Here is a 24,664-nt window from a genome sequence, read left to right on the forward strand (position 1 = left end):
ACTCCTCAGCTGGTCCAGAGACCGCCGAGGTTCGCAATCAAAATAATGCGCAGCAACTTCGTGCCGCACCCCTGGAATCCCGCGCCTACGCCGCGTTCCTTCGCATTACCGCTTCCTCGCGATAAGCCGTCTTATGGCGAGCTGCGCATAAGATGGACCAGGCGTCGGCATAGGTGTCATAGATGGCGATCTGCTCAGGCGTGAGTTGATGCCGCAGTATGTCATATTCCACGCCGGCGAAGCTTAGGGCCCGCGACGTATAGAGCCCTGTCGCCTTGAGGTCGCGCGCGACCAGTTCCATCGCGGCGATGCCGCCCTTACGGATACCGCTGATAAACGCTTCCCGGTCGGCAAAAGCCGTTTCCGGCCCCCACAGTCCAAGACGAACGGCATAGGCCAGATTGTTGACGTCAGACGCGCCGGTTGCCGACGCGTAGAGGACGCGAGCATCGGGGAGATGGTTTTGCAGAAGGACGCCGCAGATGCCCTGCTGGGACCCCTTTTTCGCGCCCATAGCCCCCTCCCCTCCGGCCACGCCGCCCATCTCGTGCGCCTCATCGAAGGCGATCACGCCATCGAAGCTGCCACCGGCCCAATCGATCAATTGCTGCAGGCGACTGTTTTCGCCGCGTGCAGAGCGAAGCGTCGGGTAGGTCACGAACACGACGCCCTGGTCGAGCCTGATCGGTTCATCGATTTTCCAGGCGGTCATTGGCTGGATGTCAGCCGTCATGCCGCCCAGCGCCGTCCAGTCGCGCCTGGCGTCCTCGAGCAGGGGTTCGTTCTTGGTAACCCAGATATGGCGTCTGCGGCCCGCGAGCCAGTTGTCGAGAATGCAGGCGGCAATCTGACGCCCCTTGCCGGCGCCCGTGCCATCGCCAAGGAAGAAGCCCTTCCGGTAGCGCCGCCCCTCTTCCGAGAGCTCCAGTCCGACGCCCTCCTTGGCGGGGCGGAACTGGCCGGGAAGGAACTGGTCCCAGGCGTCCCCTGCGTAGATCACTGTCTCAAGCTGCGATGAGGACAGGAGTCGCTCCGAAATGGTCCGCTCGGGCAAGCGAGGAATGTGCCTTGGCCGGGGCGCCGGGATCGAGCCCATCGCTACCGATTCCACCAGCGCAGTCGGATGCTCGCCGGCATGCTCGAAGACGAGGCGGCTTGGCCGATAGGGAAGATACACCCCCGCCTGCTCGGCGAGAGGCGCTGGAGCATCGAGGATCGTATAGGAGACTGGCAGGACCTCGTTGCGGACCGGGGCATGATAGGCCCGCGGCCCGGTAGGCTTGCTGCTGCGCGCTGCGCGAAACAGCGAGACGCCTGTGGATCGGGAGATTGCCGGTTTCGTCGATGGTTCGCCAATCGGGCATCGGGGGGTGACGGTCACGCTGTCCAGCAGATCGTCCAGGCTGGAGCCCTGGATCGTCGCCGGCGTTGCGCCGCCTGCCACCTTGTCGACCACGAAAAGGCGAACGGTGATCGAGGTGCCATGACGCGTGTAGCATTTCTCGAGGCGCAACGAGGTACGCACGGTGCCACTGCGCATCGAGGTCTCGAAGATATCGCGCATGCGGGCTGAGGGTCCGAACCAGTCAGGCATGATGGCAACCAGGCGTCCCCCGGGCTGCAGATGGCGCAGCGCTGCCTGGAAATGCCGCACGGCTGCATAATCATCTGCGCCGCGCCCCAGCGAACGCGAAAATGGCGGGTTCATAAGGATCAGGGTTGGACGCGGCGATTGTCCAAGCAGCGTGCCGATCGCGGCGCCATCGACGCCGGTGACCACCGCGTCAGGGAAAGCCTGGGTCAGGCGTCGCCGACGGTCTGGGTCAATTTCGTTGAGGTGAAGGGCGGAAACAGATCCAAGCTGAGCGACCAGAAGACCGTTGCCGGCACTCGGCTCCAGAACAATGTCGCTGGGCTGGGGCGATGCCAGGAGCGTGGCAAGGGCGGCAAGATCGACCGGCGTCGAGAACTGTTGCCATTCGATCTGGGTTTCGCTCCTGACCGTATGGGTCGGCAAGCGTTGCGCTAGTACTATCGCGGACGCCAGATCGTCGACGTTCGCCGGTCGCTCACGCCCGCGCAGGTGCGTGACAAGCGCCAGCTCGAGAAGCTCGAAACTTTCGCGCTGGGTCCAGCGGCCCTCGGCATCGGTGCCTCCAAAGGCATCGATCATGGCAGCGTTCAAATGAGCCCGGGTAATCGGGGAGCCCGTTGCGAGTTGCTCAAGGATTGCGCGTGCAGCGGCGCTCTCGGCATCAGGCGATGCCGCAGTCATTTCGTTCATGGCGGAGGTCTCCGGTTCGGTCGCCACCTCGGCGACCTACCCTTCCGACCCCCCTTCCCTTTTCATGGGTTCAGGCCGTCCGCGCATCCTCCGGCCTGCTCGCCACGAAGCGAGGACCAACAACGCCCCCTGACGGACTGCTGAGACGCAGGCCGAGGTTACACATCCTCATATTCGATCGAGAGGCTGCTCGCCAGAACCCGCACCTCGTCATGGCACGGGCTGTCAGGAACCGCGCGGCTCGACAGGTCCAAGAGCGTGCCTGGAGGGATCCGGTCACCAAAGAGGACGACCGCGAAGTCTGGGCCATATTGGTATGAACTATAGTAGATGCCTTGTGCCGACGGACAGGCGGCATGGATCCGTTCGGCCCAGGCCCGTGTGGCCGGATAGGTGCTGCTCGGCCCGGCCAGAAGCGCATTGCCGTTGACCCCAACCTTGCGCTGCCCGGTGACCGTCAGGTTCACAAGGCTGAGATCGGCGGTGGTGCGCACGACACTGTGGCTGAAGTTCCGATAGTCTGCCGGATAGACGATCTGGAAAGGCGGTAAACCGGTCGCCGGATCGATGGTCGGAACATCGGCGCAGCGCAGGATGACCTCGCTCGCCGCGCAGCCGAAACTTTGCGCTCCGTAGATGGTCGGAATGATTGCGCCTGCGGCCGATCGGATCGGCGAGAAGCGCGCATTTCCGCGGTCGGTATCGTTGAATTGCGCAGCGCCAAAGGCATTGGGATGGATACGGTGCAGTTCAGTGCCGCCTGGCAAAGAGACATAGTCTTCCTTCCCGACCCGCATGTGATCGGGGTCGGGAATTGTGATCGCAAATTTCATCAGCCGTGTACCGCCGGCTCTATCTCGCGTTCGAAGGCTGCGAGCACTGCCTCGCCGTCATCTGCCAGTCCCTCGCCCGGCGTGCTTTCGAAATCGAGATGCGGGCGGGTCAGCCAATGGAGGAGACGAAAATCGCTCCAGCCCTTTGGCTTACGGGCAATGAGCTGCGCCATTAGAGGATAAATACGGCGACCTTCGACGTCGAATTGAAACAGCGGATAGGCCGCCCTTCCCTCGATCGAGAAGCGTAGAAGTTCCTTTTTGTCTTCCCGGCGCTTCATCGTGGCGGAGGGATTGGTTGCCGAGAGCCCGAGCAGTTCACATGCTTCGCCCTGGTCGACCATCGAGGTGCTCGCGAGGATTTTCTCCTGGATGCGGGCACGATTGAGTGCGGCCTGCAGCTTGGGATCTTCGCCCTTGGCCAGGCTCTCGCGCAACATCACGCGATAGGCATCCACCACTTCGTCGATCTCGTGCGAGAAGCTGCGACTGAATATCTCGACTGCGGCGTTATGCAGAGCGTCGTAGACCGCTTTGGCGGCCCCGGCGGCCCGGCCACCGGCCTTTCCAGCCTGCGGCGCCTTGACCTCAACAATTGCGTTTCGCAGGAATGTGAGATCGCCATCTGCTGGGCGGATCGAAATGTCGAGCGCAATCGACCCCGCGTTCGCCGCCTCGACGGCGATGCTACGCGAGGTGTAGATTCTGCGCGATGCGCCGGTACGTGACCGCTTCTGCCCCCCGTCATCCTGGATGGTGTTGATCGCTACCACGAGAAATTCCTAGATTCGCTAGTCTCATTACACTTGATATCGCTTATATCATGCCGAACCGGTCTGTTTCAAGGACTGGCGCCGATCGCCTGCTGCTTCTGCCGACACTGCGCCAGAAATTGTGCCCAGTCCTTGCAAGCGAGCGGAGGCGGCGCACGAAGGATTTGAAGTCCAGGTCTGCGGTAGGCATCCAATGCTCTTTCAGCTGCGCGTCGCCCCTCAGCGTCATTGTCTTCGGCGAGGATCAGGGTTTGCACGTCTGGCGGTATCTGGATCTGATCGAGACGCCGGGCACCCAGCGCGGCCCAGGTCGGAATGGACCGATATTCCTGGAACGCGGCGGCGCTCTCAAAGCCTTCGGCAAGCGCAAGCTCTCGCTTGGGGATCCCACCCTGCCAGGCCCCACGCCCAGGTCGACCGAGCATGACCTTCGCCTCATACTGGGCGCTCATCGGGTCGAGGAATATGCGCTGCAGCGCGACGAGCGACCGTCCCTCTCGGACAGCCACGAGCAGCGCTGGCTTGAACACAGTGAAAGGCCGCGGCCCAAGGGGGCAGCGGGCGAGAAACCGAAGATCGCTATGAATGCCAAGTGATCGGCCGGTCAGGTAGCGCAGCGCCAGCCCCTGCTCGATGGCTAGCCCACGCTCCCACAAACGCGCGACGTTCGCGGTACTGTTCCCGGACGATACCGGCGGTGCCTCGTAGCGCCTTTCCGGAGATACCCTACGCAGTTCGCGAAGGATGTCCCCGGGCTCACATCCGGCGAAGCAGGTCACCAGGATGCCGCGGTTCCCCTGGCGCAGGGAGAGGCTGGGCGTAGAGTCGTTGTGCGCAGGGCAGCGACACATCGCCACATAGCCGAGCCAGCGACCGCCTAAGGCGCCAACAAGATCGACGAGCCGCTGGCTGGGTCGAAGAGCAACAAGGGGCATTGCAAAGTCTCCTTCGCAATGCGCTCCCCCCCTCCCCTCTCCTAGGCGTTCGGATCGCCTCCGTGGGCATCGTACACGTCGAGCAGCATCTCGAGCACGTCGGCAAATGTCTGCCGCGGCCTGGCATCGCGCAACTCATAGAGCTTCGCCGCGACTTCCTGGCTGACCTTGATGTTCATCGGGTACAGGCGGTCGCTAGGTGGCCGCCCCCGGCGCCGAAACGCTGTCGGATCGGGCAGAACGCTTGGCTGAGCCGCCGGAGCCGGCACTGGCGGCGGTGCAGCGACAGGCGCCGACGCTACTTGCGGGGCAACTTGGGCGGGCTCAGGGGCCGCGATGGGCTCCGAGGCTGGCGCGACGGGTTGCTCGGGCGGTGCGGCAGCCGTGGAATCGGCAGCGAGCTCCTCGCCCTCCCCGTCCTGCGTCGGCACCGGGTCCCTCGACGGAAAGCCGTGATCTTCGCTCAACTGACGCAGAACGGCCAGATCGGGCTTAGCGCGCTTTTTGGGCTTCGAAAGGTCGTCGAAACTGAGCTTGGCGCGTTCACTCATGCCGCAGTCTCCTGCTCGCTCTGCTGCCGGAGCCGGTCGATCACGGCAGCGGCATAGGCCGCCGAATTCTCCTTTGCAGCCTTGATGTTGCCCACGCCCTTGACGTCGAGGGTGTGCAGCGTCCCGCCCGTGGAGAACATGGTCCGGTACGCTTCCCGGTTGTAGACCGGCACCGGAAGCACCGGAACCTCGTTGTGGCTGAACTGCGCCTCAATGTCGCTGTAGTTGATCGAACGGAGCGCAGGCGGCAGCTGGGTGAACAGGATCGCATGATCAATTGACCGGCGCGAACTGCGCGCTGCCCCGCGTACCAGCAGGATCGCCCTCGCCGCCTGCTGCGCGTCGAGATGCGAACCCTTGCAGGGAATGATGACGAGGTCGGACATGCCGATGGCGAATGTCACGGTCGCTGTGGCCGCACCTTCGAGGTCGACGAGCACGAAGTTCGCGCTCTCCTCGCCCGCTTCGATGAGGTCGCCGATGTCATTTTCGCTGCGGCAGTTCACAACGGTGATGTTTTCGGGGCGGCCGGGCATTTCGGACCATGCCATGAGCGGCTGATTGGGATCTGCATCGATAATGCAAACCTTGCCGCCCTGGTCGGCGATTTCGCCTGCCAGCAGAAGGGCTGCGGTCGTTTTCCCAACGCCCCCTTTTGGCGACACGAACGCTATTACAGCCATAGCTTCCTTCAACCTTTCCAGTGGCGTTCTAATAGACAGGCCATAGCTATCCGGCCGACATTTAATTGCTTCGGACAATCTATCAGGCAGGTCGTTTGCGCCTATGAGATAGGCGCCGCAAGCCTAGCACATTGCCAGTTTGATGCATCTTTATAGCCGCCGGGCGGTTAGGCGCAAGCCATTTTACGCCTACATTATAGACTCCATCTAGGCTGATTAAAGCTGCACCCTAGCTATTCGCAATGCATGGCGCAGCAACCCTATAGGCACTGCAAAGCCACCAGATCGCTTTTTCATATCTGTCGCGCAGCTTCAAAGAAGCTACCCAGAAGCAACTTGCATCCTATCAGCTATTTTTCGGGTAGCTAAAAACATGCCCCTGCAACGGCCACCCGGGCGGAAGGGCAGGGCAACATTCTAGGTAGCTAGAAACATCATAAAAGCAACGCGTACGCATTCTGGCCGATGGCCAAACGATGAAAAATCCTGACAGGGGAGGGCAGGGGGGCGGTAGTCCGTCAGCCACACACCCCGATGAAAAAGCGCTCCAGTGCGCCACCTGTGAGATGTCGGTCACTCAGATCCAGCACAGAGCCGAACTGTTGAATCAAGGCTCGCCGGCTCTCCGAAACGCCGCCGGCGCCCTTCAGCCCACTATAGTCAACGCCCCAGCTATGGACCTCGCCCGTGGTCTGCGAACACGCTTCGACCCACAGATCCGGCCGCCCAGGTCCAAGCGGCGTCAGTCGATCGAAAATCGGACGTTCGACCGCGAGGTCGATTCCACGTCGGGAGAGGGCCAACTGAACTTTCAGAAACTCACGCAGCACCGAGCGCTCGAGCTCGGAATCGACCGGAACGAACCTGTGCCCGGACAGGACCGGCTGCGCATAGGCCCGCAACGGCGCGAAACCTCGTTTCTCCGGATATTCACCGACGACTATGATGACGAGATACGGTCCTTTCACGGGCTCCCCGCGCCTGGACGGAGACTGAACCCTGTTAGCGACCCGGATCGGCTCACACCCCGCAGCGAATACCTCATGCCCCTGAATACGATCTGCAAAGACAATGAGGAAACCCTGGGGCGCGTGGCCCTGCGGCCAACGATCCGCCAGCTCGCGAAGGACCGCATAGGCCCGACGGCTATGCAATGCCTGGCCGTGCGTCCACAGTACGCGGGTAAGCTCCATCGAAGGCGCGACCTCAATCGCACCTGCAACCCGCTCGAGCATCGAGAACTGCTCCTTGATCGAACCAGGAGCGAATTCAAGACGATGCGTGCCAGCCAGGTCCAGCAAACGCCATAACAGCCGAGCGAGACGGGGCAGGGACCCTTGCCGGGTTCGATCATCGGTGGCGTCGCTGCCAGGCCTTTGCGCCAGTTTCTCCGGCGCCGGACGCAGGACCTCGAAAAAGCCATCTGCAGGATCACTCCGCTCGCTGGCCCGGCGCACTTCCGAGAGCCTGTTTGTCGCCTGATCGCGAAAGAACGGGCAATCAAGTCGATGATCGGGCCGTTTCGAACCGGTGAGCCGGCGAAGGTAGAAGGTCTCCGCTTCCGAAAGATAGGCAGGGGTCAGGATCGGGGGACTATTTCGATCACCCAGACAATCGCAGGCGATCCATTTAGCGCCGATGCGCGCCTGCTGCACCAGCATGATGCCGGCCTCTTCATCGCCGCGATCTCCGGTTCCGATATACCAGCGAACGAGAGCGGCGCGCAGCGGTGAGGGGAGGGCGATCCTTCCCGTGTCGATGCCGTTCTTTTCGCGATCCACCAACCACATGACGCTTGCTCTCGCCACACCAGCAAGAAGGCTCACGCAACCTCGAAGCGTTGACAACCAGAATCGCAATGACGTCCACTTCCATCACACCCTTTGATCAGGACGCCTCATGAGATCCTATCTGCTTGCCTCGATGTTCGGCCTTGCGACTTTTGCGGCACCGCCGACGTCACATGCTCAGCACACCACATACCTTAGAACCGCCCAGGTTCTCGAGATGGGGTCGGCCGAGCCCAAGCGCTTTGATACTGGGGAGGGGAGGGCGCTTCCGCTACAGCTTCCGCTACAAGCCCCGCCCTCGTCGCCGCTGTTTCAGATCCACGACCTAAGCCGGCGCTGGGTGGAGTTTCAAATGCAGGGCGAATTTTCAGCGGATGGGCGAACGACCACCGCAGACAGCCGCGCCGCGCTAGATATTGGGGTAGGGGAGGGGGGACCAATGGGCGTTAACCCCGTCAGCGCCATCGCTGTGCCTTCGTGGATGCGCGCTCAGCCGGATGCTTTTGCATCCGTGCCTCCTGTAGACCCTGTCTGTCAGGCCTCCCAATATTCTCCAAGCAGGCTGCTTCGACCGGCTGAGGAAATGCGACGGCAAATCTATTTCGGCCTTATGAGCCAGATCGCCTGCACTTACGGCATACCAGTTGGTCTCTTCGACGCCATGATCATCCAGGAAAGTCGCTACGACGCCTCGATCTACTCGCCCAAGCAAGCCTATGGCCTGACGCAGCTCATGCCTGCGACAGCGCTCGGTCTAGGGGTCAATCGCTATGATGTGGAAGGAAATCTGCGGGGTGGCGCCACATATCTGCGCCAGCAGCTCGATCGCTTTGGCCACTATCACCTGGCGCTGGCCGCTTACAATGCAGGCCCTGGCAGGGTGAAGAATGGGAGAATTCCGCGCATATCCGAGACCCAAAACTATGTCTCGAACATCCTGTCCAACTGGACGATGCTGACGGGCCTACACAGACGATCGAGCATTGTGACCGGCGCTGCAGCGGTCCCGGCTTCCGACCGGACCGTCTCTGTCACGCGCTTTTGATCAGGCGGCGATCGCTTCGTACACGGAGGGCAAGATCGTCACGAGTTCGCGCGGCCGCTCCGCCAGCGTCACAATCGTCTCGGATGCCTTGGCCCGCTTGGACGTCCCTTCCGTGTTTTCGCGGACAGTTACGGTATATTGGGGGAGGGCGTTCTGCTCCTCCATCTCCATGAGCTGCGCCTTGAACTTCCTGATTGCGGTGCGCGTGCCGACCGCCGCGTAGAGTTCATCAAGCGGCACCGCATAGGGACCCTCATCGCAGTGTGAACGCGCGATCTCGTAAATGCGCCGCTCGATGAGCCCGAGACGGAAGTAATCATGGTGATAGCTATAGATCTGCTGATCCCGCTGGATCGCGCGAAAGAGGAAATCACAGAGTCGCAACTTCACCGCACGCAGACGCTCAATGCCCGTGGTCGATCCATCGTCGTAAACGGCCTGGGCATTTTCTACCCATGAGAACCATCCACGGTGAATCTGGCCGCCTGTTTTGAGGTTTGTCTGGATCTGGGTGCCCTGCAGCCGTGAGAGCGCCTCGTTGAAGCGATCATAATTTCGCTTGCCAGGATTTCGCGTCCCGGTGGCCCGGAAAAAGTCGTGCGCGGTGAACACGATTTCCTGTGTCACTTCCTCACCGCGGCGCATGCGCTCACAGATCAGCGAAGCGCCGTAAAGCAGGATTTCCTTGTCATACATCGTCGCGATCCCGCCGCCTCCGGCGCGGATTTTGATTGAGGTGCTGCCGACACTATGCTCGATCTCGTCGAGGAGGGTTTTCTTCTCGAGCGCGAAGAACGGGAAATCCATGATCGAGCGCTCGCCCCGGATTTCACCTCTCAGCGGGCAGTCCAACGGAAGGACCCCTTGCTGTTCGACATTATTGCGTACCTGAGCCATTGCGGGGCGTCCTCCGTGGCCCCCATTTGTACCGATTTTAGGGCTGCCCGCCTAGCACCCACGATAGGATGTGTCCGCGAAAGCACTAAAATTGCTCGATTCATCCTTGCCCAAGCGTCCCCGAAAACACGCTGTCCCGAGGGATGACCGCGAGTCTTACGTGGCAAAAATCGGGTAGTACCGAAAACGGTTAGTGCTTTCGCGGACATATCCACCGGGGAAAAGCTGGCGAGGGAATCGGGATCGGGTGCAGTTAGTGCTTTCACGGACGTTTCCCTCGCTCGGAGCGGCTCTCTTCGTGCTTTCGCGGACACTTCGGCTCCGAACCGCCATAGCGGACAAACCATAAACTCATGTTTTTCCGAGGCTTAACGAACATACATCACGCAAACTGCGAAGATGCTTCGCGAAGGCCATGATAGGTCTTGCCCAAGTGCAGCGCGCCCGAAAGCGCCTTCTCGTTCATTCCACGAAGGTAAGCTCCAGGCCGCCGGACCTCGCCGCTCATGGCCTTGTAGACGGTGGCGATCACAGCAGCAGCCGCGCCGTGCTGACCCATGATTCGACACGCTTCGCGCCAGGCATGGAGGCTGATCGCATGCTGGCCGACGAGGCCCTCGGCGATACTGACAAGGCGGCCCCAGGCGCGCGGGCCAGGGTCGAGATCCCAGATAAGTTCGGGGCAGGCCTTTGCCACGAAGCCCGGATCGATCCCGTGCCGATCAAGGTCATCCTCGACCGCGCTCTTGGGAGCGAGGAGAGCGATATCCCAGGCCTCACTACTTCTTCCTGCCAAGGCTCTACTCGTAACTGCGTTAGCAGTTTGAAGTTGGGTTGTAGTTGTAGAGTGAACGAAATTCATTTCGTCCTTGGGTGAAGGATTCATAGTTTCAAAGGCAGGGTTTTCGGCTGTTTCCTGCGCCTTTCCTGCAGTCAGGGCATCATCGACTGCGCCTTGGAACAGATCGACCCGCTTAGTCAGCAACGCCACGCAGCGAACGAGCTGGTCGATATTCCTGCTGCCGCGGATATGGGTCACGGCCATGCGCACCAGATCGACCTCATGCTCAGCGTCAATGCCGTCCAGCATGTGATAGGAACAGGTTTCAGCCAACATCCGGGTACGCCGGCGTAGTGCTGCGATGGTCTTACGCAGCCGTTCGATCTCGCGATCTTCGGCTTCCCCTTTCGCAGCGATCGCTTCGAACTCCTGGGCTCGCGCAGCCAAGGGGCTCAGATCGAAACCATAGCTCCAAAGAATCTTTCCATCAGCAGCGCGAAGACCGCCGCGATGACCGTTTGCACTGTCCTTGGGGGTGAGCAGGCCGTGTTCAACCGCGGCGCGAACATAGTTCTGCACTTGCCGGACGCTGACACCCAGCTTTACCGAGAGGGTTTCATTACGCGGCCAGACGCACGGGGTCTGCCCCGGTGCCCAGTCCTGCGACCGCGAGAAGGCCACAAGAACATCCATAAGGCTGACCACATTGCGGGGCACGCCCATATAAGGCGCTGCGCGCTTCAGCTTGTTCAGCAAGCGAGAAGGCGAGAGGCCTTCCTGCCCCTCGAAGCCCTTGGCGAGCTTGTCGACGATGGCGTTGAACTGACTGTAGCGGCGCAAACCGCTCGGTCTCATGGGCGCAAGTTCCCCCATTCGGCACTCCCTATCGGAATGCCGTTCGGACATGACTATCCGCTGCGCGAAACGCGCTTCGAACTTGTCTAGATCGGGGAGATAGGCTAAACTGCGCTTGCTACAGTGAGTTTATCTCATCCCCGAAAAGCCCGGCCTAGTGCCGGGTTTTTCATGTCGTCACGGCCACTCCATCACACTTTGGTCCATGAGCAGCGGGCGCGAGCGTGAACGCGGCCGTACTCCCATGCCAGCACGGTCCGACATCGATCGGACAGAATCGGGCTGATATGGATTCGCGACCACACTGTTACCGGCCGACAACGATCATGCGAGTGTGAGGATTCGTGCTTTCGCGGACGAACTCTGTGATCTTGCACAGTTTTTATAGTGATATCGGAGACAAACCGTCGTGGGTTAGTGCTTTTACAGACACTTTGCCCATTAGTGCTTTCGGGGACATTGCTCTCTACAGCACGATACGAAGATTTCGACTTAGTGATTTCGCGGACACTCGAAGTCCAGTTGATCGGCTACCCACGAAGATCGTATCGATCTTCAAATATTTGTTCGCGCCGGCGCAGGACATTGGTCACTTCATGGACCATGCGCTTGATGACGACGGTCTGCAATTGCGGTGCCCAGTCCTTGCGGACTTCCGAGCCATCCAGCCCATCGATTTCCGCCAGAGCCTGAATGAGGCTCGCGGGAAGTTCCTTGAACAGGTTGGCCAGCATCGCGATGAGCGCAACATAGCGTTCATCCGCCAAAACCTTCTGATCGCGGATACTCTCGACCTTGATAATCGCCTGGATCAAATCGATCTCCAGCGCCTCAAGCAGGACGCGGAATTCGGACAGCGTTATCGACGCACGCTCTGCACAGTTGGAGTGAAGGATCCGTCCCAATCTGCTTTTGCTGATGCCAGCCCTCATGGAGAGGGAACGTAGGCTGATATCTTTTGCCTGCATCGCGCGCTGGATGAGCGCGATGTACAGGTGCCCATCCGCTTCCTGAGCGACGGCTCCCCCTATAGGCTCGATCGCAGCTAGGCTCGACATATTCCCCCTGTCCTGGGTGGGACTATGTCACCACAAGATCAAAAGCTTGTACCCTTGGCAAGCTTTTCACGTCGGATCGGACTATCGCACAGACCGCGATTGTAACAGATCGTTGCTATACGCGGTGTCTGCAGCCTGATCTTAGGAGTCTACGACATCTTCGATGCCGATATTTCCTAGTATGCGTTTCGAATGATGTTCAGCGACGAAGTCGAAAAATAGGATCGAGAGCATGTCGCCCATGGTGAGGGTCATCCCGAGAAGGTTAGCGAAACGACGCTTTTCCTCCACCAGTCGGTCTGCGCTCGCTCTCGGAATGCTCAAATGAATGCGGATTGGCCCCTTGGATTCGACTACGTTGAAGTGCGCGCGGACATCTGCGGGGTCGAGACGGGTGAGGGGAAGTGCCGGAATTCGGGCATTCACGAGACTAGCGACAGTCTCGAAACGAAGGGTTTCATTCGAGCGCAGCCGTAGGCTCTCGCTCGCGAGCCGGAACAGAAGTTCGGACACGTCCAACGCATAACTGCGCGTATCACCTGCCATCAATCCGTTCCTGCCAAACTTAACTGTTCCTGACGATCCGGGTCGGCAGCCAACATTCCTCACCCCCTCTTACACGAGGCCATACTACCTTACAATCAATGGGAAGGTTCACCCCGTACGATGCTGGGCGAATCGCAATTTCGTCTGGTGTCGGTCGTCATTCCTATCAGAAAAGGTTCTGGGACGGACTGTCCCCGCATCGCGGTCACCGCGTCCCAAATTTGGGACGCCATGTCCCAGTTAGAGGGACAGCGGATTCGGGTCCTTGGCCTTTTGCCTTCCTTTTGAGGAAATCGCGCGGCTTCCCACCGAGCTCCTTCATCCGCTGCTTGAGCGTCCGCGGTTCCGATGCACCCTTCCGAAGGGGCGGGGAAATGGCCGCGCCCTGAGCAAGGGATCTGTCTCGATGCAAGCAACACTCAAGCAGGGTCGGCGACTGGAGTTGGCGATCATCGCCATCGCCGCGCTCGTATTCGCGCTCCTCTGGTTCGCCGGCCCGGCCCATGCGGGTGCCGACACCACGTTCGACACGGCGCTCACCATGTTTACCGACTTCCTCCAGGGGTCGGGCGGCAAGATCATCACCGTTCTGTCGCTCGGCGGCGGGCTCGTCGCCCTGGCGTCCGGACGCTTCAGCCTCGGCCAGGTTGCCATCCCGGTCGGCGTCGGCGTCGGCGCGGGAACCGGTATCCCGATCGTCACCTCGACGGTCACCGCCACGATCTGACGCAAGCATTCCCCCGGTCAGGGTAGCAGCCCTGATCCGGGCGGGGGAGGGTGGTGCAATGGCCGGAGACAAATACGGCATACCGTCTCATCTGGATGATCCTGAGCTGATCGGGCTGTGGACGCTGGATGAGTTCCTGGCGATGGTCATCCCATTCACCTGGGGCATCCTGTTTCAGCATATCCTCATCGGGTTGATACTCGCGGTTGCGGGCTGGTGGGGTCTTAGAAAGGCGAAAGCAGGGCGCACGGCGTCGTGGTTGCTTCATCTGGCTTATTGGCATTTGCCAGCCGGTTTCACCGGCATGCGGGCCACGCCACCCTCATATCTCCGGCTGATGGCAGGCTGACATGGAAGTCGCTTATAGCCACGCGCAGAACCAGCGCCTCCTCAAGCAGCGCAACCTGCTGCTGCTCGCGGCATCCGCACTGGCCGTTCTGGCCGCGATCCTCCTGCTGATCGGCTTTTCGCGCGACCGGGAGGTCGTATTGCAGCCGGTGCTTCGGTCACCGCTCACCATCTCAAGCGCCGGGGTGAGCCGCGAATATCTCGAACTGATCACGCGGGATGTCGTGGTCCTCACGCTCGACCGCTCACCCAGTAACCTGGAATACTGGATGGAGTCAGTGCTCGCGATCGCTTCGCCACGCTCGCACGGTAAGCTCAAGACCGAGCTCCTCAAGATACTCGATGAGCAGCGCGGCTCGTCCATCGCCCAGTTTTTCACGATCCAGAAAATGGAGCTCGATCCCCGCAATCTGCGGTCTCGGGTCACCGGGGAGCTTCACACGATCGTGGGCGACAAGGTGATCTCGAAGGAGCGGCGGACCTTCCAGTATGACTGGGAATATTCGGGTGTTTCGCTTCGGCTCGTCGGTTTCGGAATGGTCTCAAGCGAAAAGGGACGCCCCTCATGATCATCGTCTATGCGGCCGGTGGCGCGGCCATCGGCACCCTTCTGGCGTCGCGGGTCAATTGCATGGTGAGCCGCAGCATTGGCGGTCTGGTGCTTGGCGTGTCGCTGATGTCGCTTGCCACTCCCGCATGGGCCGACCAGACCATCATGGCCGGCGATAGCGCTCAGGTCGACTGCCAGGCGTCCGCAAAGGACCTTACGCGGATCAGTCTGATCGAGGACGAGTTCGCGAGCGTCTCCAAGATCTCGACGGGCAATCCGATTGACGATTTCTCGGTCGTCAACGAACCGGTGAGGGGGGACATCTACCTGTCTGTCCCCAACGGGTTTTCGCGCTCTGCGCTCTCTTTCTTTGGAACCAGCAAGCGGGGCTACGTCTACAAGTTCGTTTGCCGGATCGGCGGCGACCAGGCCGCTCAGATATTCGTTTCCAACCCGGCCATTGCCAGGGCCCAGGTCGCGGAGACCATGCCGGCAAGCGCAGCGAGTGGCCCTCAGGATGCCGCCATCGAACTGGTCCGTGCGATGTACACGAACGGCACCGTCGAGGGCTTCGAGATGCGGCAGCGGTCATTCCGTCCGGTCTTTGTCGGCAATCTCAAGGTCCAGATGATCGCGGAGTATCGCGGCACTGATCTGATCGGGCGGGTCCTGCGCATAGAGAATGCGGGCAGCGACCCGGTCGAACTCACAGAGCGCACCGTTGCGCCAACCAGCGCGCTCGCCGTGTCGATCGCCGAACCCAAGCTCGCGCCGGGGAAGGTCACGACCGCCTACCTCGTATCATCAAACCAGAGGTAAGCCATGGCTCTTTCCGACATCTTCAAACGCGATCGCCGGCCTCTGGACCAGGAGGAAGGAGAGGGTGTTTCGCCCATCGCCGACGAGCTATCCGGAAACGAGGCTGTTCGGCGAAAGCAGCGCATGTTGCTGGCCGGGGTCGCAGGCGTCGGTCTGCTCGCTTCCTCATTCTGGATCTTTTCGGGCAGCGACAGCGCCGACAAGCTCGATAGCGATAAGGCAGCCGAGGTCGCGGTCTCGACCAAGGACATGGTCAACCGCAATCTCTCCCAACAGGAGTGGATGGCCCTTTCCGAAAACCGCTTTCAGGCGACCGAGAACCAGCTCAAGGCCGTGAATGGGCAGCGGGATCGCATGGATGCGCTCACCGCACAGGTTGAAGCGCTCAAAGGCCAGAACATGGCGATGCGCTCGGATGGGCAGAGAGTTGTCTCCGCCTATCAGGCGGAAAATGAGCAATTGCGTCGCCAGATCAACGAACGCGCGGCCGCTCCGCCGGCGCCGGCCCCTGGTCCGGCAGCGCTCTATGGTCCGCGCGGACCACAGGCCTATCAGCGTCCGGACGAACCGGGTTCGGGCCAGACTGCGCCCTCGGCGGGCTATGGCAGCGAGGTGAAACTCGTCAATTTCACGACTGCGGATACCAGCACTGCTTCCAAGATTTCAAAGGGCAACACGGTTTACACCGACAGCCCCAACTACCTTCCGCCCAACAGCTTCGCCTCAGCCAAGGTCATTGTCGGCGTCGATGCCAGCGCCGGGGTCAACAGCCAGAGCGACCCGCTGCCGGTCGTGCTGCGCATAACGGGTCCGGCACGGTCGGTTCTTCAGAACGGCAAGCTGCTGACCACGAAGATCCAGGGCTGCCTCGTCAATGGCGCGGCACGCGGGGACCTTTCCAGCGAGAAAGTCTACGTCAAGCTGCAGAAGATGACCTGCCCCCAGCCCGGAGGCCGGTACGCGGTGTCGGAGGTCAAGGGATTCCTGGCCTTTGGCGGCAAGACCGGCGTTCGCGGCCGGGTCGTGTCGCGCGAGGGCGGCCTCGTCACCCAGGCCTTTATCGCAGGCCTCTTCGGTGGCTTTGGGCGAGGCTTCTCCGCCAACGCCAATTCGGTTTTTCAAGGTACGACCATCACCAACGGCAAGCGCGACAAACTTTCCGCCGGCGAACTCCTTGAAGGCGGCTTTGGCGAAGGCGCGGCCCAGACCGGCGACATGGTCTCGAAATATCTGATCGAGCGCGCCGAGCAATATCAGCCGGTGATCGAGATGCCCACCGGCATCGATGTGGAAATCGTGTTCCTGGAGGGGGTTTATGTCCGCAATTAAGTGGCTGCGTGCGCGTGTTCCCACGGGCCTTTCGCGATCCTGGATCGCACCGGCTTCCGCAATCGCCCTGTGCTCGGTCATTGGCGCCGCCGGCGTTGCGGTTGCGCAGAACCTCGTACGCCCAGGCGCGAAGGTCGAGAGCCTCCTGAAGGCCCGCCTTCCCAAGACGGAACTGACCAAGGTCGACTGCGAAAAGCTGACCGGGCTTTGCGAAGTGACCGCGGGGGCCAATCTCTTCTATGTCGATCAAGGGGCCCGCTACCTGGTCATCGGCCGCGTCTATGACATGGAGACACGGCAGGATCTGACCGCCGCGCGCCTGCTCGAAATCAACCCCGACATGTTGGTTGGCGGCGCTGCTACGGCGAACGCCGCCGGGAGCCCCTCGGGTCGCGAGGAGGAGGAACTGGCGAGCCTGGGGCGGGGAGCGGCAGCCACAAAAGTGGCGCTTCCCGCCCGCCCCTCGACATTGCCGCTCGCCAGCCTGCCGAAGGATGGAGCGATCATATGGGGCAATCCGGCAGGGCCCACTGTCACAGTCTTCAGCGACTTCAGGTGCTCCTATTGCCGCGCCTTGAGCAATGTCCTGCGCTCGATGAACGTGCGTGTCGTCGAGCGGCCCATATCCGTGCTCGGCAGCCGGGATCTGGCGGACCGGGTCTATTGCGCAAAGAACCGCGAGGAAGCTCTTCATGCGGCCTATTCGGGCGAACCGCTGAGCGGCAGTTCTGCAAAATGCGACACTTCCGGGCTCGATGCCAATGAGAGCTTTGCCCGAAAGCACGGGCTTTCAGGCACGCCGGTCATTGTACGCAGCGATGGCGCGATGCTGGAAGGCTATCGTCCACGCGCATTTCTCGAAACCTGGCTCAAGGCGGCACGCCCATGATTGGGAAACCAATCCGGCGGCGTGCCGGCAGCGCCCCCACGCTCCTCGCGTTCTTCGCCCTTGGCGGCTGCGCGAGCCTTGGGGGAAACATTGCGGGTAGTTTCTCCTGCCCCGCCCCCGACGGGGTGTGCGCACCGGCCTCCGCTATCGACGATCGCGCTTTGGCGATGATCTCCGGCGAGGAGGGGGACCGCTTCATTCCGGCCGGGGCCGATGCGGCACCGGCGGGCAATGTCTCGGCCCGCCAGATCAGTCGCACCGCATTGGCGACCTCCAACGCGGGTGTCTCCCCCGTCGGGGCGCCCCGAACGTCCGAAAAGGTGCTTCGCATCGTCTTCCAGCCCTATGTCGATGAGCGCGGCCGCCTCCACGAGGCAAGCGCGATCCATGCCGTCGTCCAACAGGGCGAATGGCAGGAGCAGGCCCGTCAGGACGCGGCCATACTTCCGCCGACAGGACTTGCTGCTACGGGAGCCGGCGGCGAATCCATCAGCGACGCGCTTGCGCGAGATGATGCCGCCCCAGTCGGCGCGATCTTGCCTGATCCTGCAGCCGTAGCTGCGGCTCGCGCGAGGGTCGCCAATCCGATCGACGGAATAAAGGCCGATGTCGCGCAGCGCCTGCACGCCGATCGACCACGCCCCACATCGCCTCAGGCCGTCTCGAAAACGGTCGGGATCACCAAGCAAGATGGGACCGCGCAACCAGAACGAGCGGCCGGCTCTATCGGCTCGAACGCAGTGCAGAAGCCGGTGTCCGCCGAAAAGGCCGAGGCTGGCCGTGCCGCGACCGACCAGATCAAGGCAAGCGAGCCCTACCAGCGCAGCACAGGGACAATCGAGAGCACAGCCCGTGCCGCAGCGAGCGGCGCTGTCACAGGCGCGAGCGTGAAGGCGGAAAGCTTCCCCGCGACCGTTCCGGAGCATGACTGATGGCCAAGAAACGCGGTTTCCTGGATCAGCTTCTTGCAAGCCTGATGGGCGATGCCAGGCACCCCGATGCTCAAAGACCATCGCTCGGTGTGCCGATGCTCGCGCATTGGCTGCCCTACCGAAGCTATGATCCCAAGACCGGGATTTTCTACAATAGCGCGTCGCGGGGCTTCGTGATCGAGGCGGCGCCATTGGTTGGCGCCGACGAACGCACCGGCGAAATCCTGACGCAGTTCCTCTCCGAAGCGATCCCGGCGCCCGGCTGCCTCCAGTTTCACCAATGGATGAGCCCCAGGGTCAGCGAACGCCTGTCGCGTTGGTATCTGCCACGATACTCGGCCGCCGGCGTCTACGAGCGCATGGCGAAACATCGTGTCGAGTTTCTGACCGCGGGTGTCTGGGATTCCCTATCCAGGGATGCCCCATTTTCGCTTCGCAACCACCGGGTGGCGATCTCCTATTCAACGCCCGAGAATTCCAGCGTCTCAACCGAGGATATCGTCACCGTCATGGACGGGCTGATCTCGGCTCTGGCCTCGGTCAACGTCTCGGCCCGAAAAATGGACCCGGAAGCGCTCATCGCGTGGATCGATGATATCACCTCGCCGACGACCGCACCCGGCGATGATGCGGTGAGCTATAATCCGCTCGATCCGATCGCCGATCAGGCTGTCCGACGCGACATCGAGATGAAAATCGATCCGGACAGGATCCTGCTTCGCACCGAGCGATTTCGCCCGACCGGCCGCACATTGGGCGGGGCTCCAGAGATCGGGGAGATCTATCCCGATGTCTTCGACGTCAGGTCCTTCTCGGTGCGCAACCTTCCGCAGCGTTGGGCACCCTGGGATTGCGCTCGCCTGATCGGCGACATGTTCACTGACAAGCTGCGCATGCCTTGCCCGGTCGCCACCAATCTGTGCCTTGAGTTTCCCGATCCGCAGGCCGCGAGCAGCAAAGCGGGCTACAAGTTCATGCGCACCACCAGTCTGGCGGATTCCAAGTCCGCCAGATTTCTGCCGCAGCTGCGCGATCAGAGCCAGGAGTGGAAGCACGTCAACGACGAGATCCGCCAGGGACGCAAGCTCATCCGGCTGTTCTACAGCGTGTCGGCATTCTCCCCCAAAGGGAAGGGTGATGCGAATGAGCGCATTCTGAAATCTGTCTATCGTGCGGCGGGCTGGGACCTGCTGGACGATCGCTATCTCCAGATCATGGGGCTGTTGTGCGCCATGCCGATGACGATGGCGAACGGGCTGGCCCGCGACCTCGATCGCATGAAGCGCATGCGCACGATGCTCAGTACGACGGCGGCCAATCTTGCTCCGATACAGGGTGAGTATCTGGGCGGACAGACGCCGCATCTCTTGTTGATCGGGCGTCGCGGCCAACCCTTCTTCTGGTCGCCCTTCGAGAATTCGGCGGGAAATCACAATGTCGCGGTGTTCGGCAAGTCAGGGTCGGGCAAGTCGGTCGCGCTGCAGGAATTGTGCGCCTCCTTATGCGGCGCAGGCTCAAAGGTTGTCGTGATCGACGATGGTCGTTCGTTTGAGCACTCGGCCAAGCTGCAAGGCGGAGCTTTTGTCGAGTTCACCATGAGCTCGGGCTTCTGCCTCAACCCTTTCTCGATGATCGATGAGGCGCAGGCCGAGGCGGATGAGGATTATCTGCTCGACTGCATGGCGATGCTGAAGGCGATCATTAATCAGATGTCGCGTCATATCGACAGGCTCAACGATACCGAGCGCGGGCTGATCGACGGAGCGGTCAACGCCGTGTGGGAGGAGAAGCGTCGGGCAGGCTCGATCGATGATGTGATTGCTGCACTCGACGCCACCGGCAATGAGCTGGCCGCCAACCTCGGCATCGCGATGCGCCCTTTCTCCAGTGGCGGCACTTATGGCCGCTTCTTTCAGGGGGAAGTTTCCTTCGAGCTGAAAGCCCAGCTCACCGTCTTCGAGCTGTCGGATCTCTCGTCGCGCGAGGAGCTGCGCAGCGTGGTCCTGACCGCGATCATGTTCATGAGCCAGCAGATGATGCGCAAGGTGGACCGAGCCACACCCAAGGCGCTGCTCCTCGATGAAGCCTGGCAGATGCTCAAGGGAGGGGCGATGGCCGATTTCATCGAGACCTACGCGCGCACCTGCCGGAAATATGGCGCTTCGCTCGTGACCGCGACTCAGTCCCTCAACGACTATTACAAGTCGGAAGGCTCGATCGCCGCGCTGGAGAACAGCGACTGGTTCGTGATCCTCCAGCAGAAGCCGGAGACGATCGCCGACTTCAAGAAGCACGACCGCTTCGAAATGGACGACTATACCGATGCGCTGCTGCGCTCCCTCAAGCGCAACGGGTTCGAATATTCCGACATCATGATCAAGGGGCCTGACACCCTGGCGGTGGGCCGGCTGGTGCTCGATCCCTTCTCGGCCGCGCTGTTCTCCTCAAGCCCCAAGACCTTCGCGATGATCGAGGCGCTTGTCGAGAGCGGGCTCGCCATGGATGAGGCCATCGAACGCGTTGCCTACCCTGACAATCCGGAGAGGTGGACATCGCTCGTCGATGACGCTGCTCCGCTGGCGGCGGAGTAATCCGATGAAGCCATTTTTCCCAAGGACCGTCCCGCGGAAAGACAAGCGGCCTGCGCTGGGCGCAGTCCTGTTTGCGGCGCTTCATGCCTGCGGGCTGATTGCGACTACGCTTCTCCTCACCTGGGGGCTGTTCATTCTCTTCTTCCTCGCGATCGGCGGCTTCTCGTTCGACGGTCTCATGCACCAGCTCGCCAATCTCGCTTCGCGCTATGTCGCAGCGGACCCGGACCGGATCGCGAACTTCCGGACCGTGGTCCTTGTCTCCCACCTGCTTTTGTCCGGGGCGGTGATCGTTCTTCGTCGCCACGCCCTACTACCCAAGATGGAGGCGTATCATGGTTGAGCAGCAGCCGGAGCTGGATCTGCCATTGCCCCGACAGAGTGGGGCGCGTCGCAAGCGCGCTCTGTTTGCGGGTTTCTCGCGCGGACAACTCGTTGCCATTGTCCTGCTCGCCTGCGCGCTGGTCTGGTCGATGTGGGTTACGAAGCGACTGCTTACGCCCGAACGCGATCACATCGTGGCTGCGCGGCTCTCGAACATTGTGGGCGAATATGTGCAGGCGCAGGCACGCTCTGCGGCGCCTCCTGCGCAGGTCGAAGCCGAAATGAAGGCGTTCATGGCCACGCTCGACGGTGAACTCCAGAAGCGCAGCGCCGCTGGCGAGGTGGTCCTGGTGGGCGAAGCGGTCCTGACGAAAAACGTCCCCGATATCACTGACACGCTTCGCCGCGCGGTCTATGCGGGGGGCATTAAGTTGCCGGCAGCAGCCTCTCCCCAGACGTTGCAACGCCTTCAGGAACAACTGCCCCCCGCCAGCCTTGTCGACGCGATCCCGGCGGTCGATCCGGCGATCGGCCAGACCGAGAATTTCGATCCGCCGGCGCCGTTCCCGGACGGACCGCAGGGAGCGGTCTCGCAGCCCAACGTGTCGCGACCTTCGGCATCGGTCTCAACCTTTGGAGGCCCGGGCGATGGCAACGGCCAGTGAAAGCCCGGTACGGGGAAGGCGTTCGGCCGGGCACCTGTGGATTTTGCTGGGCGTGTTCGTGACGGGCAGCGTTGTCCTTACGGCTATCGCCGATTGGCGCGCCCATCATCTCTTCCTGGTCAACGCCACGCATTCACTGCCCAACTGGGCCTTTCTGATCCGGCGAGGGGCATTGCCTGAACGCGGCGAGTATGTGTTCTTCGATCCACCTCATTCCGCGCTCATCAAACGACATTTCGGCGCCCGCCCGCAGATGTTCGGCAAGATCATCTATGGAATGCCCGGCGATATCATCGCCCATGACGGATCGCGCGTGCAGGTGAACGGGCGCGAGGTCGCCCGGATGAAGGCCGTCACGAAGCTCGGGGAGGCTCTGACGCCCGGAGTGACGGGGGCCATCCCTGCGGGTTGCTACTATGCCGGCACCCCCCACAGGGACGGGTTTGACAGTCGCTACGCGGAGATCGGGCTGGTCTGCCGGCGGCAGATCATCGGGGTTGGGACGCCAGTGCTATGAGACGTGCAATCGATCTGGTCGCCGGTCTTTGCTGCCTCGGCTGCGCCCTGCTTCTGACCGGCTCCGGGGCCAGCCAGGCTCGCGACTACGGCCAGATGGGCCAGACCTTCCCGGTGATCGAGACCGACTTGCTGGCAACGATCGAATCCCGCCTGCGCCGCGCAGAGGCAAGCGGCGAGCTCGACCGTGTGAACGCCATGTTCGCCAAGAAGGTCGAGGCCAAGGTCAAGCGGCCGACGCCGGTGGCCGGCATCACGGCGGCCGAGCGCCCACGCCAGTGGAAGTTCGATCCTACCGTGACGATCGAACGGGATATCCGTGACCAGAAGGGCAATCTCATCGCTGCAGCTGGGCAGAAGATCAATCCGCTCGACTTCGTCGTCCTCCGACAGGATCTGGTCTTCGTCGATGGCGATAGTCCTGGCCAGCTCGACTGGGCAACCCGGCAATATGTCGACGCCAAGGCGAAGATAATCTTCGTGAACGGATCGCCTTTCGAGGCGATGGGGTCGCGCAAGCGCCGCTTCTATTTCGACCAGGACGGCAAGCTCACAAGCAAGTTCGGCATCAGACATACGCCCGCGGTCGTCACGCGCGCCGGCAACGTCATGCACGTCTCCGAAGTGGTCCTGCGTCCAGGAAAGGCTGACTGATGCCGCTCTGGCTCGAGCTCCTTCGCACGCCGATGGCCGCGCCCGAAACATCGGGGCTGCGTCGAATGCGCCTCGTCTGGCAGCTGTTGTGCCTGTCGCTCGCAGCCACCCTGATCTCGCTCGAGGAGATACAGGCTGCCGCGCCGCATCTGGCGGTCCCGCTGGCAGGCGCTCTGCTCGTCGCCGTTGTCCTGCATACGGCGGTCTACTGGTCGCGGAAGAACCGGGCAGACCGGGCTCTGATCGCTTCTCGCGAAGGAAAGCCACAATGAATTGGCTTCGCTCGTTTGCTGCCTGCCTCTTGCTGACGATAGGCTTTGCGCTTGCGGCCAGCCCTGCGCAGGCGGCGGGACCGACCTGCAATGGGAAGTTCGTCAATCCCATTACCGATGTTTGCTGGTCGTGCCTGTTTCCCCTTTCGATCGGCGGCGCGAAAATCTGGCCGAGCGGCCGGCCGGATACGAGCAATCCGGCATCGCCCATTTGCGCGTGCGCGGATCCTTTGCCCCGGATTGGCATATCGGTAGGCTTCTGGGAGCCGGTTCGCCTCGCCGATGTGACGATGAAGCCCTGGTGTTTCCCCAATCTGGGTGGCGTGCGCCTCTCACCCGGTTTCGACATTGGCCAGGGGTATCTCGCCGGGCCTTCAATGGTCGGCGGACGTTCGCAAAGCACGGCCAAATGGCATGTCCATTGGTACGTCTATCCGCTGCTCTACTGGATGGAGATCCTGACCGATTTCCTGTGCTTCGAGCAGGCGTCCTTCGACATTGCCTATATGACCGAAGTCGATCCGCTCTGGCAGGATGACGGGCTGAGCGCGCTTATCAACCCTGAAGCGATCGTCTTTGCCAATCCCATTGCCAAGGCGGCGTGCGCTGGTGACTGCATCGCAGGAACAGTGGGCCTTCCGCTCGATCCGCTGTTCTGGTGCGCCGGCTGTCAGGGCAGCATGTACCCGCTCAACGGCAATATTCCTGCCTCGATAGGGCATGTTCAGTCCTCGCGACTGGCGCTCTCGCGCTTCGCCTACAAGATGCATCGCCAGGCGCTTGCCTGGGGAACGATGGGCTCTGCAGGTTTGTGCAAGAAGTACCTCATGCCCATCATGCGCAAGCAGCAGTATCGCTTCCAGATGGTCAATCCGATCCCGACGGTCAGCGGGCGGTTCGCCTGCTCCGCCATCGGGGCTTCAACAATGCCTCCAGATGCCGGTCGTGCCTTCCCCGCGGGTGGAGAGGACATGGGCTATCTTGTCTGGCGCAAGCGCAATTGCTGCGTGCTTTAGG

At 61.6% G+C, this 24,664-nt stretch carries 26 protein-coding genes; 15 read left to right on the top strand and 11 right to left on the bottom strand.

Going from position 1 to position 24,664, the window contains the following annotated elements:
• Positions 1–85 precede the first annotated feature (85 nt).
• From GR702_RS19500 to GR702_RS22170, 7 genes are all read right to left on the bottom strand, one after another.
• A complete protein-coding gene (locus GR702_RS19500) occupies positions 86–2,284 on the bottom strand; it encodes a strawberry notch-like NTP hydrolase domain-containing protein (RefSeq protein WP_160987297.1) in 2,199 nt (732 codons plus the stop codon).
• A 158-nt stretch (positions 2,285–2,442) separates the two neighbouring features.
• On the bottom strand, positions 2,443–3,117 hold the full coding sequence (locus GR702_RS19505) for an RES family NAD+ phosphorylase (RefSeq protein WP_037522702.1): 675 nt from the start codon (positions 3,115–3,117) through the stop codon (positions 2,443–2,445).
• Positions 3,117–3,890 carry a hypothetical protein gene (locus tag GR702_RS19510; protein WP_017503549.1) on the bottom strand — a complete coding sequence of 258 codons (774 nt, stop codon included), beginning with the start codon at positions 3,888–3,890 and terminating at the stop codon, positions 3,117–3,119. Before GR702_RS19510 ends, GR702_RS19505 begins: the two co-directional genes overlap by 1 nt.
• 68 nt (positions 3,891–3,958) lie before the next feature.
• On the bottom strand, positions 3,959–4,825 hold the full coding sequence (locus GR702_RS19515; RefSeq protein ID WP_017503550.1) for a DUF7146 domain-containing protein: 867 nt from the start codon (positions 4,823–4,825) through the stop codon (positions 3,959–3,961).
• A gap of 41 nt (positions 4,826–4,866) precedes the next feature.
• Positions 4,867–5,376 carry a hypothetical protein gene (locus GR702_RS19520; protein ID WP_017503551.1) on the bottom strand — a complete coding sequence of 170 codons (510 nt, stop codon included), beginning with the start codon at positions 5,374–5,376 and terminating at the stop codon, positions 4,867–4,869.
• A complete protein-coding gene (locus GR702_RS19525; protein WP_037522704.1) occupies positions 5,373–6,059 on the bottom strand; it encodes a ParA family protein in 687 nt (228 codons plus the stop codon). The genes GR702_RS19520 and GR702_RS19525 overlap by 4 nt, the downstream gene beginning before the upstream one ends.
• A 518-nt stretch (positions 6,060–6,577) precedes the next feature.
• Positions 6,578–7,849, bottom strand: coding sequence for a hypothetical protein (locus tag GR702_RS22170; RefSeq protein WP_048938677.1), 1,272 nt, complete (start codon positions 7,847–7,849; stop codon positions 6,578–6,580).
• 583 nt (positions 7,850–8,432) lie between these two features.
• Between GR702_RS22170 and GR702_RS19535 the strand changes: the two genes are divergently transcribed.
• A complete protein-coding gene (locus GR702_RS19535) occupies positions 8,433–8,894 on the top strand; it encodes a lytic transglycosylase domain-containing protein (RefSeq protein ID WP_237449828.1) in 462 nt (153 codons plus the stop codon).
• Here the strand turns inward: GR702_RS19535 and GR702_RS19540 are convergent, their stop codons facing one another.
• From GR702_RS19540 to GR702_RS19555, 4 genes are all read right to left on the bottom strand, one after another.
• Positions 8,895–9,791 (bottom strand): replication initiator protein A, encoded by an 897-nt coding sequence (locus GR702_RS19540; protein ID WP_017502448.1) that lies wholly within the window; start codon positions 9,789–9,791, stop codon positions 8,895–8,897. It lies immediately after the preceding gene.
• 382 nt (positions 9,792–10,173) lie between these two features.
• Positions 10,174–11,445: a plasmid replication protein RepC gene (repC, locus tag GR702_RS19545; protein ID WP_160987298.1), complete on the bottom strand. Its 1,272-nt coding sequence runs from the start codon at positions 11,443–11,445 to the stop codon at positions 10,174–10,176.
• A 512-nt stretch (positions 11,446–11,957) separates the two neighbouring features.
• Positions 11,958–12,485, bottom strand: coding sequence for a helix-turn-helix transcriptional regulator (locus GR702_RS19550; RefSeq protein WP_017502446.1), 528 nt, complete (start codon positions 12,483–12,485; stop codon positions 11,958–11,960).
• Positions 12,486–12,626: 141 nt separating this feature from the next.
• Complete coding sequence (locus GR702_RS19555; protein ID WP_017502445.1) at positions 12,627–13,031, bottom strand: hypothetical protein; 405 nt, start codon at positions 13,029–13,031, stop codon at positions 12,627–12,629.
• Positions 13,032–13,437: 406 nt separating this feature from the next.
• Here GR702_RS19555 and GR702_RS19560 point away from each other — a divergent pair, with 406 nt between their 5' ends.
• Genes GR702_RS19560 through traU form a run of 14 tightly spaced genes read left to right on the top strand, consistent with a single transcriptional unit; the run spans position 13,438 to position 24,663 of the window.
• Positions 13,438–13,758, top strand: coding sequence for a hypothetical protein (locus GR702_RS19560; protein WP_017502444.1), 321 nt, complete (start codon positions 13,438–13,440; stop codon positions 13,756–13,758).
• A gap of 58 nt (positions 13,759–13,816) precedes the next feature.
• Positions 13,817–14,107, top strand: a complete 291-nt coding sequence (traL, locus tag GR702_RS19565; RefSeq protein ID WP_017502443.1) for a type IV conjugative transfer system protein TraL — start codon at positions 13,817–13,819, stop codon at positions 14,105–14,107.
• Position 14,108: 1 nt separating this feature from the next.
• Complete coding sequence (locus GR702_RS19570; RefSeq protein ID WP_017502442.1) at positions 14,109–14,675, top strand: type IV conjugative transfer system protein TraE; 567 nt, start codon at positions 14,109–14,111, stop codon at positions 14,673–14,675.
• Positions 14,672–15,475 (top strand): type-F conjugative transfer system secretin TraK, encoded by an 804-nt coding sequence (locus GR702_RS19575; protein WP_017502441.1) that lies wholly within the window; start codon positions 14,672–14,674, stop codon positions 15,473–15,475. Before GR702_RS19570 ends, GR702_RS19575 begins: the two co-directional genes overlap by 4 nt.
• Before the next feature lie 3 nt (positions 15,476–15,478).
• Positions 15,479–16,804 (top strand): TraB/VirB10 family protein, encoded by a 1,326-nt coding sequence (locus tag GR702_RS19580; protein ID WP_017502440.1) that lies wholly within the window; start codon positions 15,479–15,481, stop codon positions 16,802–16,804.
• Positions 16,791–17,693, top strand: coding sequence for a DsbC family protein (locus tag GR702_RS19585; RefSeq protein WP_017502439.1), 903 nt, complete (start codon positions 16,791–16,793; stop codon positions 17,691–17,693). Before GR702_RS19580 ends, GR702_RS19585 begins: the two co-directional genes overlap by 14 nt.
• Positions 17,690–18,625, top strand: a complete 936-nt coding sequence (locus GR702_RS19590) for a TraV family lipoprotein (protein ID WP_017502438.1) — start codon at positions 17,690–17,692, stop codon at positions 18,623–18,625. Before GR702_RS19585 ends, GR702_RS19590 begins: the two co-directional genes overlap by 4 nt.
• Positions 18,625–21,216 (top strand): type IV secretion system protein TraC, encoded by a 2,592-nt coding sequence (gene traC, locus GR702_RS19595; protein WP_048938676.1) that lies wholly within the window; start codon positions 18,625–18,627, stop codon positions 21,214–21,216. The genes GR702_RS19590 and traC overlap by 1 nt, the downstream gene beginning before the upstream one ends.
• A gap of 4 nt (positions 21,217–21,220) precedes the next feature.
• Positions 21,221–21,559 (top strand): hypothetical protein, encoded by a 339-nt coding sequence (locus GR702_RS19600; protein ID WP_017502436.1) that lies wholly within the window; start codon positions 21,221–21,223, stop codon positions 21,557–21,559.
• Complete coding sequence (locus GR702_RS19605) at positions 21,552–22,205, top strand: type-F conjugative transfer system protein TrbI (protein WP_017502435.1); 654 nt, start codon at positions 21,552–21,554, stop codon at positions 22,203–22,205. Before GR702_RS19600 ends, GR702_RS19605 begins: the two co-directional genes overlap by 8 nt.
• A complete protein-coding gene (locus GR702_RS19610; protein WP_026109446.1) occupies positions 22,189–22,722 on the top strand; it encodes a S26 family signal peptidase in 534 nt (177 codons plus the stop codon). Before GR702_RS19605 ends, GR702_RS19610 begins: the two co-directional genes overlap by 17 nt.
• Positions 22,719–23,375 (top strand): type-F conjugative transfer system protein TraW, encoded by a 657-nt coding sequence (traW, locus tag GR702_RS19615; protein WP_017502433.1) that lies wholly within the window; start codon positions 22,719–22,721, stop codon positions 23,373–23,375. Before GR702_RS19610 ends, traW begins: the two co-directional genes overlap by 4 nt.
• On the top strand, positions 23,375–23,647 hold the full coding sequence (locus GR702_RS19620) for a hypothetical protein (RefSeq protein WP_026109445.1): 273 nt from the start codon (positions 23,375–23,377) through the stop codon (positions 23,645–23,647). The genes traW and GR702_RS19620 overlap by 1 nt, the downstream gene beginning before the upstream one ends.
• Positions 23,644–24,663 (top strand): conjugal transfer pilus assembly protein TraU, encoded by a 1,020-nt coding sequence (traU, locus tag GR702_RS19625; protein ID WP_017502431.1) that lies wholly within the window; start codon positions 23,644–23,646, stop codon positions 24,661–24,663. The genes GR702_RS19620 and traU overlap by 4 nt, the downstream gene beginning before the upstream one ends.
• Position 24,664 lies beyond the last annotated feature (1 nt).

Origin of the sequence: Novosphingobium silvae, assembly GCF_009856825.1 — a bacterium.
Classification (GTDB): domain Bacteria; phylum Pseudomonadota; class Alphaproteobacteria; order Sphingomonadales; family Sphingomonadaceae; genus Novosphingobium; species Novosphingobium silvae.

What these genes read in the sequence shown, in the direction of transcription:
- GR702_RS19505 (WP_037522702.1), bottom strand. Translation starts at nt 3,117, where the DNA reads ATGAAATTTGCGATCACAATTCCCGACCCCGATCACATGCGGGTCGGG.
- GR702_RS19535 (WP_237449828.1), top strand. Translation starts at nt 8,433, where the DNA reads ATGCGACGGCAAATCTATTTCGGCCTTATGAGCCAGATCGCCTGCACT.
- repC (WP_160987298.1), bottom strand. Translation starts at nt 11,445, where the DNA reads ATGGGGGAACTTGCGCCCATGAGACCGAGCGGTTTGCGCCGCTACAGT.
- GR702_RS19620 (WP_026109445.1), top strand. Translation starts at nt 23,375, where the DNA reads ATGCCGCTCTGGCTCGAGCTCCTTCGCACGCCGATGGCCGCGCCCGAA.
- GR702_RS19605 (WP_017502435.1), top strand. Translation starts at nt 21,552, where the DNA reads ATGGTTGAGCAGCAGCCGGAGCTGGATCTGCCATTGCCCCGACAGAGT.
- GR702_RS19540 (WP_017502448.1), bottom strand. Translation starts at nt 9,791, where the DNA reads ATGGCTCAGGTACGCAATAATGTCGAACAGCAAGGGGTCCTTCCGTTG.
- GR702_RS19520 (WP_017503551.1), bottom strand. Translation starts at nt 5,376, where the DNA reads ATGAGTGAACGCGCCAAGCTCAGTTTCGACGACCTTTCGAAGCCCAAA.
- GR702_RS19550 (WP_017502446.1), bottom strand. Translation starts at nt 12,485, where the DNA reads ATGTCGAGCCTAGCTGCGATCGAGCCTATAGGGGGAGCCGTCGCTCAG.
- GR702_RS19525 (WP_037522704.1), bottom strand. Translation starts at nt 6,059, where the DNA reads ATGGCTGTAATAGCGTTCGTGTCGCCAAAAGGGGGCGTTGGGAAAACG.
- GR702_RS19560 (WP_017502444.1), top strand. Translation starts at nt 13,438, where the DNA reads ATGCAAGCAACACTCAAGCAGGGTCGGCGACTGGAGTTGGCGATCATC.
- GR702_RS19555 (WP_017502445.1), bottom strand. Translation starts at nt 13,031, where the DNA reads ATGGCAGGTGATACGCGCAGTTATGCGTTGGACGTGTCCGAACTTCTG.
- traU (WP_017502431.1), top strand. Translation starts at nt 23,644, where the DNA reads ATGAATTGGCTTCGCTCGTTTGCTGCCTGCCTCTTGCTGACGATAGGC.
- GR702_RS19610 (WP_026109446.1), top strand. Translation starts at nt 22,189, where the DNA reads ATGGCAACGGCCAGTGAAAGCCCGGTACGGGGAAGGCGTTCGGCCGGG.
- GR702_RS19600 (WP_017502436.1), top strand. Translation starts at nt 21,221, where the DNA reads ATGAAGCCATTTTTCCCAAGGACCGTCCCGCGGAAAGACAAGCGGCCT.
- traW (WP_017502433.1), top strand. Translation starts at nt 22,719, where the DNA reads ATGAGACGTGCAATCGATCTGGTCGCCGGTCTTTGCTGCCTCGGCTGC.
- GR702_RS19515 (WP_017503550.1), bottom strand. Translation starts at nt 4,825, where the DNA reads ATGCCCCTTGTTGCTCTTCGACCCAGCCAGCGGCTCGTCGATCTTGTT.
- GR702_RS19500 (WP_160987297.1), bottom strand. Translation starts at nt 2,284, where the DNA reads ATGAACGAAATGACTGCGGCATCGCCTGATGCCGAGAGCGCCGCTGCA.
- GR702_RS19575 (WP_017502441.1), top strand. Translation starts at nt 14,672, where the DNA reads ATGATCATCGTCTATGCGGCCGGTGGCGCGGCCATCGGCACCCTTCTG.
- GR702_RS19570 (WP_017502442.1), top strand. Translation starts at nt 14,109, where the DNA reads ATGGAAGTCGCTTATAGCCACGCGCAGAACCAGCGCCTCCTCAAGCAG.
- GR702_RS19590 (WP_017502438.1), top strand. Translation starts at nt 17,690, where the DNA reads ATGATTGGGAAACCAATCCGGCGGCGTGCCGGCAGCGCCCCCACGCTC.
- GR702_RS19580 (WP_017502440.1), top strand. Translation starts at nt 15,479, where the DNA reads ATGGCTCTTTCCGACATCTTCAAACGCGATCGCCGGCCTCTGGACCAG.
- traC (WP_048938676.1), top strand. Translation starts at nt 18,625, where the DNA reads ATGGCCAAGAAACGCGGTTTCCTGGATCAGCTTCTTGCAAGCCTGATG.
- GR702_RS22170 (WP_048938677.1), bottom strand. Translation starts at nt 7,849, where the DNA reads ATGTGGTTGGTGGATCGCGAAAAGAACGGCATCGACACGGGAAGGATC.
- traL (WP_017502443.1), top strand. Translation starts at nt 13,817, where the DNA reads ATGGCCGGAGACAAATACGGCATACCGTCTCATCTGGATGATCCTGAG.
- GR702_RS19585 (WP_017502439.1), top strand. Translation starts at nt 16,791, where the DNA reads ATGTCCGCAATTAAGTGGCTGCGTGCGCGTGTTCCCACGGGCCTTTCG.